Origin of the sequence: Arcobacter lacus (assembly GCF_003063295.1) — a bacterium.
GTDB classification, from domain to species: domain Bacteria; phylum Campylobacterota; class Campylobacteria; order Campylobacterales; family Arcobacteraceae; genus Aliarcobacter; species Aliarcobacter lacus.
In genome coordinates this window covers 90,516-106,395 of record NZ_MUXF01000016.1, presented here as the reverse complement: position 1 = coordinate 106,395, position 15,880 = coordinate 90,516, and the positions used below count along the sequence as shown (strand labels likewise).

Annotated in this window: 17 protein-coding genes; 3 read left to right on the top strand and 14 right to left on the bottom strand. The window is 27.9% G+C overall.

Translation table 11 applies throughout. The annotated features are described in order from the left end of the window. Positions 1-8 precede the first annotated feature (8 nt). Both pheT and B0175_RS08270 read right to left on the bottom strand, forming a co-directional pair. Entirely contained in the window at positions 9-2,333 is a 2,325-nt protein-coding gene (pheT, locus tag B0175_RS08275) for a phenylalanine--tRNA ligase subunit beta (RefSeq protein ID WP_108528129.1), read from the bottom strand. Beyond that, on the bottom strand, positions 2,330-3,322 hold the full coding sequence (locus B0175_RS08270) for a phenylalanine--tRNA ligase subunit alpha (protein WP_046997103.1): 993 nt from the start codon (positions 3,320-3,322) through the stop codon (positions 2,330-2,332). The genes pheT and B0175_RS08270 overlap by 4 nt, the downstream gene beginning before the upstream one ends. Positions 3,323-3,437: 115 nt before the next feature. On the opposite strand from B0175_RS08270, the gene B0175_RS08265 reads away from it, so the two are divergent. After that, on the top strand, positions 3,438-3,782 hold the full coding sequence (locus B0175_RS08265) for a histidine triad nucleotide-binding protein (protein WP_046997818.1): 345 nt from the start codon (positions 3,438-3,440) through the stop codon (positions 3,780-3,782). A gap of 10 nt (positions 3,783-3,792) precedes the next feature. On the opposite strand, the gene accA is transcribed toward B0175_RS08265, so the two are convergent. The 7 genes from accA to queC all read right to left on the bottom strand — a co-directional run bounded on the left by accA (position 3,793) and on the right by queC (position 9,255). Continuing rightward, the gene (gene accA, locus B0175_RS08260) at positions 3,793-4,728 is read right to left on the bottom strand and encodes an acetyl-CoA carboxylase carboxyl transferase subunit alpha (protein WP_004510942.1); all 936 of its coding nucleotides are present in this window, start codon (positions 4,726-4,728) and stop codon (positions 3,793-3,795) included. Positions 4,729-4,786: 58 nt separating this feature from the next. After that, entirely contained in the window at positions 4,787-6,046 is a 1,260-nt protein-coding gene (locus tag B0175_RS08255; RefSeq protein ID WP_108528128.1) for a beta-ketoacyl-ACP synthase II, read from the bottom strand. Positions 6,047-6,162: 116 nt separating this feature from the next. Next, positions 6,163-6,393 (bottom strand): acyl carrier protein, encoded by a 231-nt coding sequence (acpP, locus tag B0175_RS08250; protein ID WP_004510944.1) that lies wholly within the window; start codon positions 6,391-6,393, stop codon positions 6,163-6,165. Between the two features lie 96 nt (positions 6,394-6,489). Continuing rightward, a complete protein-coding gene (fabG, locus tag B0175_RS08245; RefSeq protein WP_108528127.1) occupies positions 6,490-7,233 on the bottom strand; it encodes a 3-oxoacyl-ACP reductase FabG in 744 nt (247 codons plus the stop codon). 57 nt (positions 7,234-7,290) lie between these two features. Continuing rightward, on the bottom strand, positions 7,291-8,055 hold the full coding sequence (locus B0175_RS08240) for a 7-carboxy-7-deazaguanine synthase QueE (RefSeq protein WP_108528126.1): 765 nt from the start codon (positions 8,053-8,055) through the stop codon (positions 7,291-7,293). After that, the gene (locus tag B0175_RS08235) at positions 8,048-8,572 is read right to left on the bottom strand and encodes a 6-carboxytetrahydropterin synthase (protein WP_014469351.1); all 525 of its coding nucleotides are present in this window, start codon (positions 8,570-8,572) and stop codon (positions 8,048-8,050) included. Before B0175_RS08235 ends, B0175_RS08240 begins: the two co-directional genes overlap by 8 nt. Further along, complete coding sequence (gene queC, locus B0175_RS08230) at positions 8,569-9,255, bottom strand: 7-cyano-7-deazaguanine synthase QueC (protein ID WP_108528125.1); 687 nt, start codon at positions 9,253-9,255, stop codon at positions 8,569-8,571. The genes B0175_RS08235 and queC overlap by 4 nt, the downstream gene beginning before the upstream one ends. Before the next feature lie 120 nt (positions 9,256-9,375). Here queC and B0175_RS08225 point away from each other — a divergent pair, with 120 nt between their 5' ends. Both B0175_RS08225 and B0175_RS08220 read left to right on the top strand, forming a co-directional pair. Next, positions 9,376-9,771, top strand: coding sequence for a hypothetical protein (locus B0175_RS08225; RefSeq protein WP_228156088.1), 396 nt, complete (start codon positions 9,376-9,378; stop codon positions 9,769-9,771). Next, positions 9,771-10,442, top strand: a complete 672-nt coding sequence (locus B0175_RS08220) for a 16S rRNA (uracil(1498)-N(3))-methyltransferase (protein WP_108528123.1) — start codon at positions 9,771-9,773, stop codon at positions 10,440-10,442. The genes B0175_RS08225 and B0175_RS08220 overlap by 1 nt, the downstream gene beginning before the upstream one ends. Before the next feature lie 59 nt (positions 10,443-10,501). Here B0175_RS08220 and B0175_RS08215 read toward each other — a convergent pair whose 3' ends face one another. The 5 genes from B0175_RS08215 to argB all read right to left on the bottom strand — a co-directional run bounded on the left by B0175_RS08215 (position 10,502) and on the right by argB (position 15,851). After that, positions 10,502-11,530, bottom strand: coding sequence for a c-type cytochrome (locus B0175_RS08215; protein ID WP_108528122.1), 1,029 nt, complete (start codon positions 11,528-11,530; stop codon positions 10,502-10,504). After that, entirely contained in the window at positions 11,527-12,777 is a 1,251-nt protein-coding gene (locus B0175_RS08210; RefSeq protein ID WP_108528121.1) for a cytochrome b, read from the bottom strand. Before B0175_RS08210 ends, B0175_RS08215 begins: the two co-directional genes overlap by 4 nt. A gap of 10 nt (positions 12,778-12,787) precedes the next feature. Beyond that, the gene (petA, locus tag B0175_RS08205; RefSeq protein WP_108528120.1) at positions 12,788-13,288 is read right to left on the bottom strand and encodes a ubiquinol-cytochrome c reductase iron-sulfur subunit; all 501 of its coding nucleotides are present in this window, start codon (positions 13,286-13,288) and stop codon (positions 12,788-12,790) included. 157 nt (positions 13,289-13,445) lie between these two features. After that, complete coding sequence (gene thrC / locus B0175_RS08200; RefSeq protein ID WP_108528119.1) at positions 13,446-14,927, bottom strand: threonine synthase; 1,482 nt, start codon at positions 14,925-14,927, stop codon at positions 13,446-13,448. An 18-nt stretch (positions 14,928-14,945) separates the two neighbouring features. Beyond that, positions 14,946-15,851 (bottom strand): acetylglutamate kinase, encoded by a 906-nt coding sequence (gene argB, locus B0175_RS08195; protein ID WP_108528118.1) that lies wholly within the window; start codon positions 15,849-15,851, stop codon positions 14,946-14,948. Positions 15,852-15,880 lie beyond the last annotated feature (29 nt).

Here is a 15,880-nt window from a genome sequence, read left to right as displayed (position 1 = left end):
TTATCCTTTTACCTTAATCCAATAGATAATTTTTGTTTTAAAACTTCTAAGATAGAGTTTATTATTGAATTAATATCATCTTCTTCTAAAGTTTTTTCATCACTTTGTAAAACAAATCTAATTGTTAAACTTTCATTTTCACCTAACTTTTCATCACTATAAATATCAATTAAGTTATATTGTTTGATATTTGGATTATTTAAAGAATTTATTGCTTTTTTTATCTCTTTATATTCTAGAGATTTTGGTGCAATAATACTTAAGTCTTTTTTAGACGACTGAAATTTTGAATAAGAAGAAGTTTTTAAAAGTTCATCTTTTACAGCTTCAAAATCAATTTCAGCAACAAATGTATCATTTAAATCAAAATCTAAACAAACACTTGGATGTAATTTACAAATATACCCTACATTTTTTCCATCAATAAAAACATTCGCATTTTGATATGGATGAATAAATGAATTTGAAATTTCGCTCATTGGTTCTAAATCAAATTTTCCAATAGTATTTAGTATTTTTTTAGCAAAAGCAAAAAAATCAATATTTTTTGGTTTTCCAGCATTTGAAATATCTTCAAGTTCCATTGCTCCAGTTTGAATGAAAGCAATTTTTTTACTTTCATTTCTATTTTCATCAAATATAGTTCCAATTTCAAAAAAAGCTGTAGAACGAGAACCTGTTTTAAAGTTATTTGAACAAGCTTCAACAAGATTTAAAAGTATTGTTGTTCTATATGTATTTAACTCTTTTACAATAGGATTTATCAGTTCTAAATCATCTTTTACTGTTTTGAATCCATATTTTTGAAGATCTTCTTTAGAGGCAAAAACATAAGTTAAAGTTTCAAAAAAACCATTTTCAATAGCTTTAAATCTAAGTTTATTTTTTTTGATTAAATCTTTTGAAGTTTTATTTACTCTATTTACTTCATCAATCTCTAAAGGTTTTGAAATGATATTATCAATCCCAATTATTCTTACAATTTCTTCTGTAACATCAGCAATATTTTTTATGTCATGTCTAAAATGAGGAATTTTAACTATTAAAATATCATCAATAGACTCTTTTACTTCAAATCCTAAAGATACTAAAATTCTTTCAATTTCAAATTTATCTATTACTTGTCCAATAATAGAATTTACTTTATTTATATTTACATCAATTGATGCTTTTTCTTTATCTTCAATGAAATTTTCATTTCCTTTATAAATTAAAGCACCTAATTTAGAAATATATGATGAAAAATAATTCATTCCAAATTCTATATCAGGTTCACTTCCTCTTGTTGCTTTGTAATAAATTTCACCTGTTTTTATCTTTTTTTCATACACTCTTTTTGATATTAAATCTGGATTTATATATGAAGCTTCAACTATAAAATCACTAATATTAGAAACATCTATTTCTTTATGTTCTACACAAATAGTACTTAATTTTTCATTTCCATAAACTGCATCAAAACCATTTTCATCTTTTTTAACATCTAAAATATATAGTTCACCATTTTTGATTGCTTTTTCTTTTGTATAAGCATTTAATATCACACCTATTGCATGAGTAGTATAAGTTAATATATTTTTTATATCATTACTATTTTCATATTTTCCAATAATTGCTGTTCTTAACCTATTTATTAATGATAATTTAAAATTAGTAAAATCAATAGCTTTATAAGATAAATCAGCATCAATATGACTATCAGAATTTATTTCTAAGAGTTGTCCTATACTGAATTCACTATAACTTATTTGCTTATCCTGCTCTATTAAATCTATATCATAAAAAGCACTTAATTCTCTAGCAATTCCATAAATACTTAAACAATCACCTCTATTTGGAGTTAAACCAATTTCTATAACATCATCACATAATTTTTTATAATCTTTTAACTCTTTTCCTAAAACTAATTCTCCAATAGAATTATCTAAAACCATAATTCCATCATTTAATTTTGGAAGTCCAAGTTCTGTAGAAGAGCAAATCATACCATTTGATTCAACACCTCTTAATTTTGCTTCTTTTATTATAAAATCATTTCCTAAATCACAGCCAATAGTAGCAACTGCTACAAATTGTCCAGCATCAACATTAGGAGCTCCACAAACTATTTGAACTGTTTTATCACCTAAATCAACTTGACAAACATTTAATTTATCAGCATCTGGGTGTTTTTCTTTTTCTAAAACTTTTCCTACTACAACTTTTGATGCAATATCAAAGCTTTCAAGACTATCAACTTCAAGACCTATTGCATTTAGCGTTTTACAAATATCTTTTGTAGAAATATTTGAAATATTAATAAACTCTTCTAACCAACTTCTTGTAATAATCATTTGAACTGTCCTAATAATCTTGTGTCACTTTCAAACAGTGATCTTAAATCTCCAATATTATGAATAAGCATTGCAAATCTTTCAATACCTAATCCAAAAGCATATCCAGATTTATTTTCATAACCAACTGCTTTAAATACATTTTCATCTACAACACCACAGCCTAAAACTTCAAGCCAACCAGTTTGTGAACAAACTCTACACCCATCACCTTTACAGAAAACACAAGAGATATCAACTTCTGCTGACGGTTCTGTAAATGGGAAAAACGATGGTCTAAATCTAACTTCAACTTCACCAAACATATGTTGTAAAAACTCAACTAAAACATGTTTTAAATTAGCAAAAGATACTTTATCTGCTTCATCAACAACTAAAGCTTCAATTTGGTGAAACATTGGTGTATGCGTAATATCAAAATCTCTTCTAAAAACTGTTCCTGGAGCAATCATTCTAATAGGAGATTTTTGACTAAGCATAGTTCTAATTTGAACAGGAGAAGTATGAGTTCTTAAAAGTGTAAAATCTTTATTATAAAAAGTGTCTGCCATTTCACGTGCTGGATGATATTTTGGTAAATTTAAGGCTTCAAAATTATGAAAATCATCTTCAACAAGAGGTCCTTCTTCTACTGCAAAATTTAAATTTTGAAAATATGTAATAATTTTATTCATTGTTTCAACAACTGGATGAGTCGCACCACAAGATAATTCATTGTTAAATTTTGTTACATCTATTTTTTCAGCTTCTAATTTTTCATTTAAAGCATCTTTTTCTAAAACTAATTTTTTTGTATCTAAAGCTTGCGTTATTAAAGTTTTTTGTATATTTAAATTTTCTGCAAAAGCTTTTTTATCTTCATTTGGAACACTTTTCATTTTAGCAAATTCTAAAGTTAATACACCTTTTTTCCCCAAAGTGTCAATTCTTAAATTTTCTAACTCTTCAAGTGATTTCGCATTGTTAATTTTTTCAATCCACTGAGTCACTTTTTCTCCTGACTTTTATAAAAATTTTATCGAATACTATAAGCTTGCGATTATACATAAGATTTTATTAGAGTTTGGTTATAATCGCTTTTAATCCAATTTTTAAGGAAAAAATATGTGTATATTTTGCAAAATTGTAAAAGGTGAAATTCCAAATCAAACTATATTAGAAGATGAAAATTTTTTAGCTTTTAATGACATAAATCCAACAAGAAAAGTTCATGTCCTAATCATTCCAAAAGAACACTATGATTCGTTTCAAGTAACACCTACAAATATCATGTCTTCAATGAGTGAATTTATTCAAAAAGTAGCTACAAAACTTAATATTGATGAAAGTGGTTATAGATTAATTACAAATATAGGAAATCATGGCGGGCAAGAAGTGCATCATTTACATTTTCATATGATTGGTGGAGAATCAGTTGGAAGATTAGTAAGAGACAAAGAAGATATTTAATCTTTTTTGTCTATTTTGTAAATGAACCTAAGTTCATAAGTTTTTGATATTTTTTATCTAATCGCTCTTGAGGAGTTAGTTTTTTTAACTCAGCTAGAGATTTTATAAAATACTCTTTTAAAGCAAAAATTGCTTGTTCTTTTTGTCTATGAGCACCAATTAAAGGCTCATTTATAACATCATCTATTAAATTTAATTCTTTTAAGTTTTCAGCTGTTATTTTTAAGGCATTTGCTGCTGTTTCAACTTTTGTTGGATCATTCCATAAAATTGCACTACAGCCTTCAGGAGAAATAACTGCATAAACTGAATATCTCATCATTGCTAATCTATCAGCAACCGAGATAGCCAAAGCTCCACCTGAACCACCTTCTCCAATAACAACAGAAATAGTTGGTGTTGTTAAATCTGCAAATTCAAATAGATTTTTTGCTATAGCTTCAGATTGATTTCTCTCTTCAGCTCCAATTCCAGGATATGCACCCGGAGTGTCAACTAACATAAGAATTGGAATTTGAAACTTATCAGCCATCTTAGCTGCTCTTAAAGCTTTTCTATATCCTTCAGGACTTGGCATACCAAAATTTCTTTGAAGCTTCTCTTTTGTTCCTCTTCCTTTTTGTTCACCAATTACTAACACTTTTTGATTATCAATAAAACCAAAATAACATACTATTGCATGGTCATCAACATAATGTCTATCTCCATGAACTTCATAGGCATTTTTTAAAAGTCCTGAGATATAATCAAGAGCATAAGGTCTATCAGGATGTCTTGCTAATTGTAATTTTTGATAGTCATTTAAATTTTTAAAAGTTTTTTCAACTTCTTTTTCTAATTTTTTTTCTAAGATATCCACAGCAGGTTCATCAGCTTTTGTTTTTGCTACAATGATATCCTCTTCTATTTTTTTGATTTTTTCTTCAAATTCTAAGTAAGTCGCCAAAGTTTTTCCTTAAAAAAAGAGCTAAATAAATTAGCTCTTTAATGGTTAGGTTTATAAATTATTTTGTATATTTTTTAAAAATTACGGAACCATTTGTTCCACCAAAACCAAAGTTATTACTCATAACAGTAGTTAACTCTAATTTTCTTGCAACATTTGGAACTACGTCTAAATCGCATTCAGGATCTTGATTTTCAACATTTATCGTAGGAGGAATAATTCCTTCATCTAATGCTTTAATTGCAAAAACTGCTTCAATAGCACCAGCAGCTCCTAAACAATGACCAATTTGACCTTTTGTTGAAGAAACTGGAGGACATTTTTCTTTTCCACCAAATAATTCTTTTATTGCTGATGTTTCATTTTTATCACCAACTGGTGTTGAAGTACCATGCACATTGATATAATCAATTTTTGGATATTCTCCTGTTATATTTTTAGCCATTTCAAAAGCAGCTTTCATTGCTCTTAAAGGTCCATCAATTACAGGAGAAGTTATATGATTAGCATCACCTGACTCTCCAAAACCTATAATTTCACAATAAATTTTTGCATTTCTAGCTAATGCAGATTCTAAAGTTTCTACAACTAATGCTCCTGCACCTTCACCCATAACAAAACCATCTCTATCAATATCAAATGGTCTTGATGATTTTTTAGGATTATCATTTCTTGTTGATAATGCTTTCATTGCAGCAAATCCACCAACACCTGCTCCACAAACAGCAGACTCAGCTCCAACAACTAAAATTCTATCTGCACCACCTAGTGCAATTGTTTTAACTGCATCATTTAAAGCATGAGTAGAAGCAGCACAAGCTGTAACATGTCCTAAAGATGGTCCTTTTAAATTATGCTCAATTGAGATAAAACCACTTAGCATATTTGCTAAAGAAGATGGAATAAAAAATGGTGAAATTTTTCTAGGCCCTTTATTTTCACAAGTCACAGAATTTTTTTCGATTGTAGATAATCCACCAATTCCTGAACCTGAAATAATTCCAAATCTATCTGCAATAGAAGAATCAACTTTTTTATCTTCTTGTGTTACGTAACCAGAATCAATCATCGCTTCTAATGCAGCTTTAATTCCTAATTGAATAAACCTATCAGCTTTTTTTACTTCTTTTTTATCCATTACAGTTTCAGGGTCAAAATTTTTAACTTCACCTGCTATTTGTACAGGAAATTCACTCGCGTCAAATAATGTTATTGTATCAATACCACAAACACCATTTGTAACTGCTTCAAAAGAATCTTTTACGTTGTGTCCTGTTGAATTTATAGTACCCAAACCTGTAATAACAACTCTTCTCATCTAAATATGCTCCAATGTAAATTAATTATTCGAATTATTCAATTTTTAAATAATAAAAACTCAATATTTTAAATATGTAAATAGAAGATCAAATCTTCTATTTAAAAGCGTTAAAATTACGCGTTATTTTCGATGTATTTTATAGCATCTGCAACAGTTAAGATTTTTTCAGCATCTTCATCAGGGATTTCGATGTCGAATTTTTCTTCTAAAGCCATTACTAGTTCAACTACATCTAGTGAATCAGCACCTAAATCTTCAATGAATTTTGAATCTTCTTTTACTTCAGCTGGATCACAATCTAATTGCTCTACAACTACCGCTTTTACATCATCTAATAATGCCATATTTATTTCCTTTTATAAAATTATCGCTGTATTATAGCAAAAAAGTTTTTAAAAACTCTTTTAAACTATAAAATTATATTTTTTTGATTATAGTAATTAAACGTATAATCCACCATTTACTTTTAAAATTTCCCCTGTAATATAAGAAGAATGATCACTTAATAAAAATGCTACTGCATCGGCAATTTCACTTGGTTGACCAAATCTTGAAAGTGGAATATTTTTTTCATATTCAGCTTTTACTTCCTCTTTTAATTCATGTGTCATATCAGTTTGAATAAATCCAGGAGTTACTGCATTATATCTAATACCTCTAGACGCTGCTTCTTTTGCAAAAGATTTAGTCATTGCATTTAATCCACCTTTTGATGCTGAATAATTTGTTTGACCAGGATTTCCCATTTCTCCAACAATTGAAGAGATATTTACAACAGAACCAAATCTTTTTTTACCCATAACTTTTAAAGCTTCTTTACATCCAATAAAAGCCGAAGTTAAATTTGCATTTATAACATCAGTAAAATCTTGTACACTCATTCTTAAAGCTAATTTATCTTTTGTAATTCCTGCATTATTTACTAAATATGCTAATTCTCCATCAGCATCAATAATTGTTTTAATAGCATTTACAAACTCTTCTTCATTTGTAACATCAGCTTTAATTATTGCAGCTTTTCCACCAGCTTTTTCAATCTCTTCTTTTATTGCTTCAGCAGCTTGTGCACCACTTCTATAATTTATCCAAACTTTTAATCCGAAACTTGCAAGTGTCTTTGCAATTTCAGCTCCAATTCCTCTGCTTGCACCTGTAACTAATACATTTGAACCAGTAAATTTCATCTTAATCCTTTTATTTTTTACATTTCGTACTTATTATATCAATATTTTTATTAGAGTTTAAACTCCTCTTTTATTATTCCAAACTCTAATGTGTAACCTATCACAATATTTAAAACCATTTTCTATTGCCATATTTATAACATCTTCACAATTTTTATTTATTTCATCAGCTGTATCACCTAATGGCATTAAATAAACTTCACATTTTGGAATATCTTTTAATATTTCAATAATTTCAGCTTTTGATTTATTCAAAAAATCTTTTCCAATTACAAATTTCATATAAGAATCTTTTGTATTTTCTAAAATCTTTACTAAAGTATTTTTATTTATTCTTTTATTTAAAGGTTCCAAAGAATTACTTAATTTGACACTCATTGAAAATAAAATTTCTTTTTGGTAATCAAATTCAAAATTTATATTTAAAGAAGCATTTGTCTCAATAGTAACTTTATGCCCATTTTCTATGTAGTGTTTTAATAATTTTTGAAACTCTTTTTTATTCCAATATAAAAGAGGTTCTCCTCCAGTTATTACAATATCAATTTTGTAATTATAATTATATGTTGAAATTAAATTATCAACTTCAGCCACAATATCATTATAACTTTGATATTTCATCCAAGTATCTTTAAACTCTTTATCTACAGCATAATAAGAATCGCAAGCACACTTTTTTATACCACTTGGAGTTTCATAAACGACACCAAAACCAGTACAACTAAAATTGCATTTTCCAAATCTTATAAAAATAGAAGGTGTTCCAACAAGTTTTCCTTCTCCTTGAATTGTTGGTCCAAATATCTCATTTATTTCAAGCATAAAAAGTACTTTTACTTTTTGGAGTTTCTAAAAATTCAATTTTTGATACTTTTATATTTAATCCATTCATTTTTTCTTGTACGATTTTTAAAAACCATGCTGATAAATTTTCACTTGTAGGTACAAAATCAACCACTACATAACTTTCATACAATTCTAATTCTTCGTTTTTGAAATTTGTTAAATTTATTGAGAAATAACCTTCATCAAATTTTATTAAGTCTTCTTTTTTTATATTTGGAACCAAAGTAGAAAACAATGGATCATTAATATCTAAAATAAATTTATGGTCAAGTACATCATCTAAAAAAGCTTTAAACCAATTTAAGTGTTTAAAATCTGTAACCATTGAATTATTTAATTCATTTGATTCTAAATATACAATGACTTTTCCTTGATGACCGTGAAGATGCCTACATTTCAAACAAGCATCTAAAGAAAAATCAATATTTAAAGTTTGAGACCAAACTCTATGTCCATAACAAAAGTCAAACTCTTTTGAAATTTCCCATTTCATTGAAATTCCTTATATTTTATTGGATCTTTTTTTCCAGCTTGTTCAAATCCATTTAATCTTAATCTACAAGAATCACAAACTCCACAAGCTTCTTCTTCCTCTTTGTAACAAGACCAAGTAAGTTCAAGTGGAACATTTAGTTTTATAGCTTCTTGAACAATTTGAGCTTTTGACAGATGAACTAAAGGCGTAATTATCTCTATTTTTGTATCTTCTTTAGTTCCTTGATTTATTGCTTTTTTCATATCTTGAATAAATTCTTCTGTACAATCTGGATAACCAGAACTATCCTCTTGTACAACACCAATATACATAGCAGTTGCTCCTTCTTTTTCAGCAATTGCTGCAGTAATTGCTAAAAAAATACCATTTCTAAATGGAACATAAGTTATAGGAACACCAGCTTCTAAACCACTAGTTGGAACATCAATACTCATATCTGTTAAGGCATTTGCTCCAATTTGAGTAAAAAATGGAATATCAATTTCATATTTACTTTTTATATCTAGTTCATTACAAATATCTCTAAATGCTTTTAATTCTCTATTTTGAGTTCTTTGTCCATAATTAAAATGTACAGCAATTATTTCAAAACCATCTTTTTTTGCAATGTATGAACTTAAAGTAGAATCCATTCCTCCACTTAAAATACATATTGCTTTTTTTGTTGATACTTTATTCATATTATATATAAATCCTTTGATTACACTAAAATCATATTAAAATTTAAAATTTAAAACTTATGACAAGTTGGCTATAATACCAAAATTTTTTAAAAGTGAGATAAACGATTAATGGAACTAATGCAAGATGCAATTCAAACTCATGTTTACACAATATATTTTTTCTTATGTATAATGTTATTTAATTTATACTCTGTTTTAAGTCAGAAAAACTTTATTAGCTTAGCTAAAAGACTTAAATTTATGACACCTTTATATCATTTAACAAACGCAATTGTTATTTATACAGGAACAATTGTAGCTTTTTATGCTCAACACTTTAGTATTACAATAGCTTTGATGATTCCAGCTTCAATATTTTTACTTGTAATTGAAATAAAAAGATATAAAAAAATGAGAGTTATAAAAAGTGAACAAATCGAACTTCAAAATGATTTTTATAAATATGCAAAAAAGATCTATATTATTGAAATTTCAGTTTTGATTTTTGTTTATGCAATTTCTAAGGTATTTTAATGCAATTTACTTATGATGAATTTTGTGGAAATGAATCTTTAGAAATAAAAGATGAAGTTTACAATTATTTAATAAAAGCTAGACGTCATAAGATTGATGATGAAATTTATTTTAGAAATTTAAAAGATAAATATATTTATTTATATAAAATTTCTTTTATTGATAAGAAAAAAGCTCTTTTAAACTTACTTTCAAAAGAAGAAAAAGTTTTAGAAAATGAAAAAAAACTACACCTTGGTTGGTGTATTGTTGATCCAAAAACTATCGAAAAGTATATAACATCTTTAAATGAAATTGGAATTGAAAAAATCACTTTTATATATAGTGATTTTTCACAAAAGAACTTCAAAATAAATATAGAAAAACTAGAAAAAATACTTATCAATTCTTCTTCTCAGTGTGGTCGTTCAAGTATTATTAAATTAGAAATTTGTAAAAATTTAGATGAATTTATGGAAAAAAATGATGAAGTTTATTTTCTTGATTTTTCAACTACTTCAATTGATGAAAAAAAAGAGAATATAAAAACTTTAGTTATTGGCTGTGAAGGTGGGTTTTCTAAAAATGAAAGAGATAAATTCAATAAAAATTTTATTGTTGGATTTGATTCAAACTTAATACTTCGTTCTGAAACAGCAATTATTTCTGCTAGCTCAAAAATTATTCTTTAATAAATAAAAAAAGGTATAGATTTTAAAATCTATACCTTTTTTATTTTGAAAAGATGTTCTTAGTGAACATCTCTCCATTTACTTGCTTTCCATAAGAATGCAAATATTGCAAAAACTACTAGATAGATTAAGAACTTAGGTCCTAATTCTTCTCTTTGTAATTTTTTAGAATCTCCAACTTCTTCTAAATAAGAAATTACTTGTTTTTGTGACTCTTCAGTTAATCCAACTCTTGGCATAGATGTACCTTCAAGTTGTTTTTGAGGATCATTAATAAATGTATCTAAATACTCATGACCTCTACTTCTGATATATTGAGATAAATCTGGAGGTAATTTACCCATATAAGTTTTAATATCTGCATTTGGAGTAAATGCAGTCATTGAACCACCTTTCATATCAGCATATTTAATAGAGTGACATCTTTGACAAGCATCATGGAAAACTTCTTTGTTAGTCATCTCTTTTGGAGCAATTGATTGTAAGTACGCAACTATATCAGCAATTTCTTGTGCTGACATCCAATCATATCCTGGCATTGGATGAACTTTTCCATCAACAAATTTGTGTTCAACTTTTGAAGCTTTAACTGGGTTTTTTACAAATCCAACTAAATACTCTTTAGAATAAAGTTTTCCTACTGCACTTAAATCAGGAGGAGTAACACCATAAGCTGATGCTGCAGTAGCATTATCCATAACTTTTGGAAAACCTTTTGATTCAATACTATGACAAGCTGTACAGTTTGTTGTAACTAAAGTTTCACCATTTGCTACATCACCAACTGCTTTAATTGATTCTTCGTTAGAAGCCCAAAATTCATTAATGTCTTTTTCAAAAGTTGTTTTAGCATCTAAATCAGTTTTTGCTGTATGAATAGCTTTTTCATTTCCAGCTTTTTCAGCTTCAGCTAAAGCTTTTTCAGCTTTTTCAACACCTTCTTTTGCTGATTCTTTATCAGCTTCAGCAAAATTAAAATTTGCAGGAGACACATGTGGATGCATTTGCGAATGAGCAAATGGTTCAACTCCCCAGTAAGTAATTAGTGTTAAAACTATTACTACTGCTAAAATTTTAAATTCTCTCATAGTGTTCCCCTTCTTTTTGCATCAATTTTTGTAATTATTGGAAGTACAATGAATAATAAAATAAATATTACAGCTGCAAAGAATCCAACCCATGCATTTGCTCCTGTTGGAGGTAATTTACCATAAACAGTTAAAACAATTAAATCTACCATTAATATCCAGAACCAAATAAAGAATGCTGGTCTTCTGTGTGCTGGTAAAATTTTTGGATCTCTATCTAACCAAGGTAATACTAAGAAAATACCATTAGCGAAAGCAAAAGCCATTAATCCAATATCAAAAGCTTTAATTCCAGCAATATCAAAGAAGAAACCTCTTAATACTTCATATGACCATAAGAAATACCACTCTGGATAAATGTGAGCAGGCGTAACCATTGAATTTGCCGGGTCAAAGTTTACTGGATCCATTGCAAAATTATAATGGAAGAATACTAAGTAGAAATAGAAAATCAAGAATATTCCAAGAACCGCTAAATCTTTAGAGATAAATATTGGCCAGAAAGGAATAACTTTTGATTCTTTTTTGTTTCCACTTAAATATTTTTCAGCTTCAGCATCAAAATCAAATTCATCAGAAGATTGGTTATTAACGTGAGGAATTCTTAATGTATAAAAGTGTAGTCCAATAATACCCATAATAGTAATTGGTAATAAGAATACGTGTAACATAAAGAATCTTGTTAATGTAGCATCAGCAACGTTAAAGTCACCTCTAATCCATACAACTAATTCAGGACCAATAACAGGAACTCCACCAAATAAGTTAGTAATAACCATTGCAGCCCAATAAGACATTTGTCCCCATGGTAACATATATCCAGAGAATCCAGCAGCAGAGAATGTCATAAATAATAACATACCTGAAATCCAAATCATTTCTCTACCTTGTTTATAAGAACCATAATAAATTCCTGTAAACATGTGAATATAAATAATTAAGAATACAACAGAAGCTGCAACACCATGCATATGTCTAAATAACCAACCAAATGCAACTTCTTGCATAATTGTATAGTTAACTGAATCAAATGCTAATGCAACATCAGGTTTGTAATACATCATTAAAAACAGTCCAGAAATTACTAAAATACCAAAAGTAGTAGCTAATAATACACCCATTGCCCATAAGAAATTTATATCTTTAGGAATCCAATATTCAGTCATCATAACTTTATTGAATGTAGTTAGATTTAGTCTTTGGTCTAACCATTCTCCAACAGAGTTAGCTTTTTCAAATTTTGCCATTCATCACTCCTTATGCTTTTAATGTATCAGCGATTTTTTTGTATTCAGGACCTTCGTTACCTAAAACGATTGTAGTTCCTTTTACTTCAAATGGAGGTAAATCTAGCGGTCTTGGTGGTGGTCCAAAAACATTTTTTGCACTAGGGTTAAATTCCCCACCATGACATGCACATTTCCACTTATCTTTTTTCCATGCAGGAATACAACCTAAGTGTGTACAAAGACCAATAGCAACAGTATATCTATCTTCACCGATAACTAAATCTCTATCACTATTTTCCATCTCAGTTGTTTTTTTCAAAACAAAAATAGGTTTTCCTCTCCATGTAAAAGTTTCTGGTTCACCCGCTTTTACTGAAGATAAATCTATTTCTGTAAATCCACCTGCAAGAACACTTGGAAGTGGATCCCATACTTGTTTCATTCCAACAAGAGACGCAGCACCACCTACCGCAGCAACTGCAGCAAATGAATAACCAATAAAATCTCGTCTATTTGTTTTATTAGACATATTTGGCTTCCTTTATATAAAATTTAGAATTAGGCTTGATTTTATAATAATTTTTCTTAAAATATATTGATACATATCAAATTATTTAGAGGATTAGTTTTGTAATTTTTAATTATTTTAGTATAAAATATTTATATAAAATTTTTATTAGAGAAAATTATAATTCTCTAATAAATTTTACGATTTCAGTTTCAATATCTTCTTTATTTATTACTAAAGAGTGGTTGATTTTTGCATTAAATAATTCTTTAATACTTTCAGGTAAGATTGCACTATATTTTGATGAAATTTCTTCTAAAGCTTCTTTGTCAGCATATTTTATAGAGTTTTCATTTAAAGAATTTAATACAGTTGGAGAAAATTTTGTCCATTCAGCAGTTGAATAAATAACAGTTTTTAAAGGTTTTTCTTTCAACTCATTATATGCTTTTATACAAGTTGCAGTATGAGGATCCATTAAGTATCCAATATCTAAAAACTCTTTAATTGTTTTAGCTCCAAAAGTGTCATTTGAGTAAATAGCAGAAAAATATTTTTGTAGTTGTTCTGTTTCTTTTTTACTCATTTCAAATATATTATTTTTATTTAACTCTTCCATTAACTCTTTTGTTCTATTTGCTCCAAAAAGTGAATAAATTACTCTTTCAATATTTGAAGATTTCAAAATATCCATTGCTGGAGATTTTGTAAGTTTTAGTTCTTTATTTCTAATATCATAAATTCCTGTATTTATCCACTCTGTTAAGATATTATTTTCATTTGATGCTACTAAAAGTTTTTCTATAGGAAGTCCCATTTCTTGAGCATAAAAAGCTCCTAAAACATTTCCGAAATTTCCACTTGGAACAACTAAATAAATTTTTTCACCAAATGTAATTTCATTTTGTTTCAATAGTTGAATATATGACCAGAAGTGATAAATTATTTGAAATATAATTCTTCCAAAGTTTACTGAATTTGCAGCACTTAATTTAATATTATCTTTTTCTAATTCCTCTTTAAAAGTTTTTGAAGCAAGTAAATTTTTAAGGGCATTTTGAGCATCATCAAAGTTTCCTTTGATTCCTAATACTTTTAAGTTTTTCCCATCTTCACAAACCATTTGAAGTCTTTGAACATCACTTGTTCCACCATCTGGATAAAGGCAAACTACTTGAATATTCTCTTTATTTTTAAATGTATTTAATGCTGCTGGTCCTGTATCTCCTGAAGTTGCAGCAAGAATAAGGTACTTTTCATCTCTTTTTTTTGCAATTGAGCTTAAAATTGAACCAAAAGGTTGTAATGCCATATCTTTAAATGCTCGTGTTGGTCCATGATATTGTTCATGAACAAATAAATCTTCTTTTACCTTTACAACTGGACAAGGATTTGAAGCATCATCAAAATTATCATATAAATCTAAAGCTTTTTTGATTTCATTTTCATCAATATCAATTTCAAAAGCTTTCAAAATATCATAAGCTAGCTCTTTGTAGCTTTTATTTACATGATTTTGAATAAAATTATCTTCTAATTTTGGTAAATGCTTAGGTACATAAAGCCCTCCAAAAGATGTACTTGGATTTAAAATAGCTTCACTAAATGGAACTTCTACAGGTTTTATTCCGTCATTTCCTCTTGTTTCTATAAAATTCACTTACTTTCCTTTTCTCTTTTAATCTTGTTTATTTAATAATTTTTCGATATCAACACCATTATTTGGATTATCAACTCTGATAAATTGTGTTCCAATTCCATCACTTGTAAATAACTCTAATAAAATTGAATGCTCAACTCTACCATCAATAATATGTGCTTTATTTACACCATTATGAATAGCTTCAATACAAGAATCAACTTTTGGTATCATTCCACCAGCAATTGTTCCATCTTTTTTAAACATTTCAACATTTGCTTTATCTAAAGTTTGAATCAATTCACCATTTTTATTTAAAACACCAATTGTATCAGTTAAAAATATAACTTTTTGAGCTTTTAATGCCATTGCAATTTCACAAGCTGCAACATCAGCGTTTATATTAAATCCTGGATGATTTGCTTCATCTCCATTTGCTATTGGTGCAATTACAGGAATAAATCCCTCTTTTATTAGATTATTTATAAGTTCTCCATTTACAGAAGTTATATCTCCTGTATAACCAAACTTTCCACCATCTTTTGGAACTGCTTTTATAATTCCAGAATCTTTCCCTGAAATTCCAATGGCTTTTGCACCATGAAAATTTAATAAAGAAGCAATATTTTTATTAATTTCTCCACTTAAAACCATTTCAACAACTCTCATACTCTCTTTACAAGTAACTCTATATCCATCAACAAAAGATGATGGAATTTCAAGTTTATTTAAAAGTTCTGTAATTCTTGCTCCTCCACCGTGAACAACAACAGGTTTTATTCCTAAAAGAGTTAATAAAACTATATCTTGAGCAAATTTTTCTTTTAAATCATCACTTGTTTGTGCAGATCCACCATATTTTATAACTATCGTTTTTCCATAGAATTTTTTAAAATATGGAATAGCATCTATTAGAGTTTGAACTTTTGGATTTGTTTGTGCCATTAAATATCCTTGAGATTTTTAAAGTTAAG